Genomic DNA, 4,926 nt, shown 5'->3' with positions numbered 1-4,926 from the left:
CTCGAACTTCCGGTCACTCCGGCGGCGCCATCGGCAGTCGCGAGCGGGCTCCGGGTCGGAGTATCGGGCGACGGCGGTTCCGCCGACTACCCGTGGCGCTTTTGGCTCTCCGGGGATCCCACGGTGTCCCGCTACAAGCCGGGCCGCAGCCGCGCCGTCGGGAAGCGTTTGTAGGGGCCCACGGAGGAATCCTTCAAGCGGCGTGTTCGGTCCGGGCGGGCTCCGCGACATATGCACACTGGTTGTCGGCCAGCTCGAACGGCGCGAGGCGGCCAAGCAGGGACTCGCGCACGTGGGGCCATTCTTCGCGCAGGATCGAGAACACGGCGGTGTCGCAACGGCTCCCGTCGGGAGCGAAGCGGTGCCCCCGCAGCGTGCCCTCGTAGCTGGCACCAAGCCGCTGGATGGCCGAGGCGCTGCGCGTATTGCGGGCATCGCAGCGGAAGGCCACCCGGTGGACGTCCAAAACATCGAAGGAGTATGCCAACAGCAGTTGCTTCGCGGCCGGATTGACGTGGCTGCCCCAGAATGGGCGCCCGTAAAAAGTGCCGCCGATTTCCAAGCGCTGCTGGCGCGGACTGTACTCGCACAGGGATGTGGTTCCGAGCAGCGCTCCCGTCCGCTGTTCGACGACGGCGAACGGCATGGTCGCCGGATCTTCGAGGCGGGCCGCGAAGAGTTCGGCGAGCTCCGCGGCACTCAAGGGCTGCTCGGCGGCCATGCCGGACCACATCCCGGAGTCCACAAAATCGAAGAGCGGACCGGCATGTGCGGGGGAGAGCGGGACCAGGCTGATGCCGTGTCGGGTCAGGGCAACGTCGTGCTGCATTGCAGCATTGAAGCACCACTTGGTGCGGATGGAAAAGCTCAGGAGGTTAGCGCCGGGTGAACATTGTGTGACGCACCGGCGTGCGGGCAGTTTCACCCACGTCAAGCAAAACCGCTGTAGAATGGACGGTCCGTCTTTTTCGATAGGGGAACGTTTCGATGCACGACGCTGATTTGATCCACGAGCGGGAGTACGTGGCCGGTCTCTACTCGCGCCTGGATGAGCTGCGGGAGGAAAAGCGCCAACAGCTGGCGCAGGTCCGGCGCGCCGGAGCGGTGGGCACCATGCAGAACGTTTCCGAAAGGGACGCCTTCGCGGCACTGTACGAGGACCGGCTCGCCCAGCTGGACGCCGTCGACGACCGTCTCGTGTTCGGACGCCTTGACCTGGACAGCGGCGAGGCGCAGTACATCGGCCGCATCGGACTGTCCACGGCGGATCTCCAGCGGCTTATGGTCGACTGGCGCGCCCCCGAAGCCGGCCACTTCTACCAGGCGACCGCTTTCGACCGGCAGGGCGTCCGCCGTCGTCGTCACCTGATCCTGCAGGGCCGGGAGGTCAAAGCGATCGAGGACGATGTCCTGGATGCCAGCATGCTGGCGGACAACGCCTCGCTCCAGGGCGAGGGCGCACTCCTTGCCGCCCTGAATTCCAAGCGCACCGGCCGCATGTCGGACATCGTCGGCACCATCCAGTCCGAGCAGGACCGGATTATCCGTTCGTCCATGTCGGGTGCCTTGGTTGTCCAAGGCGGCCCCGGTACCGGCAAGACGGCGGTCGCGCTCCACCGCGCCGCCTACCTGTTGTACACCCACCGTGACCGCCTGAAGTCGGCAGGTGTGCTGCTTGTTGGACCTTCTTCGTCGTTCATGCACTACATCGAGCGGGTCCTGCCGTCCCTCGGCGAGACCGGAGTCGTCATGGCGAGCCTGGGCCGCCTCATGCCCGGTATCCACGCCGTCCCGGAACAGGATCCCGACGTCGCAGCCCTCAAGGGCAAGCTGAACATGGCCGACGTGATTGCGAATGCCGTGGCCAACCGCCAGCGGACTCCCGCCGAGGACCGCATCCTCGAGGTTGACTCGCGCAAGCTCACGCTGTCCGTGCGGCAAGTCCGCCGCGCCCGGGACAGGGCACGCGCCACCGGCAAGCCGCACAATGAAGCGCGCGTGACGTTCGTCAAGATCCTGCTGCGCGAACTCACGGAGCAGCTGACGGAGATCGTCGAGGAATCGAACATCGGCAACAATGCCGACCGTTCCTACCTCGCCGAGGACGTCCGCTCGGCACGCGACGTCAGGATCGTCCTGAACTTGTGCTGGATGCCCATGACACCCGAGAAGCTCGTTTCCGAGCTCTTCAGCAAGCCAGCCATCCTGGAGGCCTGCACCCCGCACCTCACGCCGGCGCAGCGTGCCCTCCTGCTTCGCCCCGCGGATGCACCGTGGACGGAAGCCGATGTTCCGCTGCTCGACGAGGCCGCTGAACTCCTCGGCGAGCTCGATCCTGCCGCGGGCAGGGGACTGGCCCAGCAAGAACACGACCGTGCCCGCGACATCGCTAACGCCAAGCAGACACTGGTCAACATGGAGGCCATGGGCGTCGACGTGTTGATGACGGCCGAAGAACTGGCAGACCAGAACCAGGAACGCGAAACACGGCTGACCGCCGCAGAACGGGCCACGAGCGACCGTTCGTGGGCGTTCGGACACATCGTGGTTGACGAAGCGCAGGAGCTCTCGCCCATGCAGTGGCGGCTTTTGGTCCGCCGCTGCCCGCTGAAGTCCTTCACGATCGTCGGCGACATCGCCCAGACGAGTTCCTCCGCCGGTGCGAATTCCTGGCAAAGTGCCCTCGCGCCGTCGTTCGGGGACCGCTGGCAGCTCGAAGAACTCACCGTCAACTACCGGACTCCCTCGCAGATCGCCGAAGCGGCAGTCCGCATGGCGAACCGCGCTGGGCTGGTTGTTTCTGCTCCCAAGGCCGTTCGCGAAGGCAAATGGTCACCGATCGTGGACCGCGTCGACGAAGCGGGGATGGTAGACCGGCTCGTCGAAATCCTTCCGGAGGAACTGGAAGCGATCGACGGCGGCCTCCTGGCCGTGATTGCCGACGGCGCCCTCCTGCCTCGGGCTGCAGCCGCCCTCCGTGGGGTCTACGGTCACCGTGTGGGCACCGGAGCGGGCAGCTACTCCCAGGACATCGTGGTCATCAGCCCCAAGGAAGCCAAGGGCCTGGAGTTCGACGGCGTGGTTGTTCTTGAGCCAGCCGCGATGCTCAATCACGAGCATGGCAAGGTGGGCGATCTCTACGTTGCCATGACCCGTCCGACGCAGCGGCTGCGCCTCATTACCGCGGCGCCACTGCCGGCGGGTATCGAGCGCTGAGCCATGCGAGCAAGCCGCACGGCAATCCTGCTAACTTAGAACTCGTGTCACACGTAAACAACCTCGAGTCCCAGCACAACGACCCGGGCTTTGCCAATATCTGGCAAGAGCTCAAATGGCGCGGCCTGATCCACGTTTCCACTGATGAAACGGAACTGGAAAAGCTGCTCGCCGGGGACCCGATCACGTATTACTGTGGCTTCGACCCCACGGCTCCGTCACTGCACCTTGGCAACCTTGTCCAGCTCCTGCTCATGCGCCGCCTGCAGTTGGCCGGCCACAAGCCGCTCGGCCTGGTGGGCGGCTCCACCGGACTGATCGGCGATCCGCGCCCGACGGCGGAACGCACCTTGAACACCAAGGACACCGTGTCGGAGTGGGTCGGCTACCTTCAGGCCCAGGTCCGACGCTTCCTCAGCTTCGAGGGCGACAATGCCGCACGCATGGTGAACAACCTTGACTGGACCGCGCCCCTGAGCGCCATCGATTTCCTGCGCGAAATCGGCAAGCACTTCCGCGTGGGCACCATGCTCCGCAAGGATGCAGTTGCCTCCCGTCTCAGTTCCGACGAGGGCATCAGCTACACCGAATTCAGCTACCAGATCCTGCAGGGCATGGACTACCTCCAGCTCAACCGCGACTACGGTTGCGTGCTGCAGACGGGTGGCTCGGACCAGTGGGGCAACCTCACGAGTGGCACGGAGCTCATCCGCAAGGTCGACGGCAAGATTGTCCACGCCCTGGGCACGCCCCTCATCACCAACTCGGACGGCACCAAGTTCGGTAAGAGCGAAGGCAACGCCATTTGGCTCGACGCCCACATGTGCAGCCCGTACGCCTTCTACCAGTCTGGCTCAACACTGCGGATGCCGACGTCGTTGACCGTCTCAAGGTCTTCACGTTCCTTAGCCGCGCCGAGATTGAGGAACTCGCAGCCGCTGTTGCCGAGCGCCCGTTCGCCCGCGAAGGCCAGCGCAGGCTCGCTTTCGAGGTCACTTCACTGGTGCACGGAGTGGACGCGACGGAGAAAGTGATCGCAGCGTCGGCTGCCTTGTTCGGCAACGGCGACCTCTCGGTTCTGGACGAAGGCACCCTGGCGTCGGCAACTGCCGAGCTGCCATCTGCCTCGATCGGCACAGAAGGCCTCGGGATCATCGACCTCTTGGTTGCGTCCGGACTTTCCGAAAGCAAGTCCGCTGCCCGACGCACGGTGGGGGAGGGCGGCGCCTACGTGAACAACAGCAAGGTGACCGACCCCGACGCCGTCATCGACCAGGCGGAACTGCTACACGGCCGGTACCTTTTGCTGCGCCGCGGCAAGAAGAATCTGGCCACCGTCGAAGTGACCGTCTGACGTCTACCTAGCTCCACGGTGTGTTCTTGTGTGGGCGCGCCAGACGGGCTGTTCCATGTTCTATTGCACGCTCCTCCGAGCCGACTTGCGCGGCTCCGGGGGAGCGTGTATCGTTTTCTGAGTCGCTGCCGCTGAAGCGGATAAATTGCGAACAAAATCCCATTGAATGTGAATAATTCGATTTAGACCAAAAGTCTGGAAATCGGATAATTTATCGACTCTGTGGGGAAATTCGATTCACTTGGGTAAATTTCTGGAGAAATCCTGGATTTGCAAAGTTGAAATGAATGAAATAAAGTAGAAACATCGCAGCGAGGAAATGCGGAACATCGAATTTGTTCCGAGGAGTATTCGGA

At 63.9% G+C, this 4,926-nt stretch carries 2 protein-coding genes and 1 pseudogene; 2 read left to right on the top strand and 1 reads right to left on the bottom strand.

Annotated elements, in window-relative coordinates:
- Window positions 1-193: 193 nt before the first annotated feature.
- On the bottom strand, window positions 194-829 hold the full coding sequence (locus tag AHiyo1_RS04705) for a GNAT family N-acetyltransferase (protein ID WP_084784356.1): 636 nt from the start codon (window positions 827-829) through the stop codon (window positions 194-196).
- Window positions 830-987: 158 nt separating this feature from the next.
- Between AHiyo1_RS04705 and AHiyo1_RS04700 the strand changes: the two genes are divergently transcribed.
- On the top strand, window positions 988-3,216 hold the full coding sequence (locus AHiyo1_RS04700) for an AAA family ATPase (RefSeq protein ID WP_059387784.1): 2,229 nt from the start codon (window positions 988-990) through the stop codon (window positions 3,214-3,216).
- Between the two features lie 44 nt (window positions 3,217-3,260).
- Window positions 3,261-4,570 (top strand): annotated as a pseudogene (gene tyrS, locus AHiyo1_RS04695) (tyrosine--tRNA ligase).
- The last annotated feature ends 356 nt before the right edge of the window (window positions 4,571-4,926 follow it).

Origin of the sequence: Arthrobacter sp. Hiyo1 (assembly GCF_001263615.2) — a bacterium.
Taxonomy (GTDB): domain Bacteria; phylum Actinomycetota; class Actinomycetes; order Actinomycetales; family Micrococcaceae; genus Arthrobacter.
Note: the sequence above shows the minus strand (reverse complement) of the source record. Positions and strands in the feature narration are given on the sequence as shown.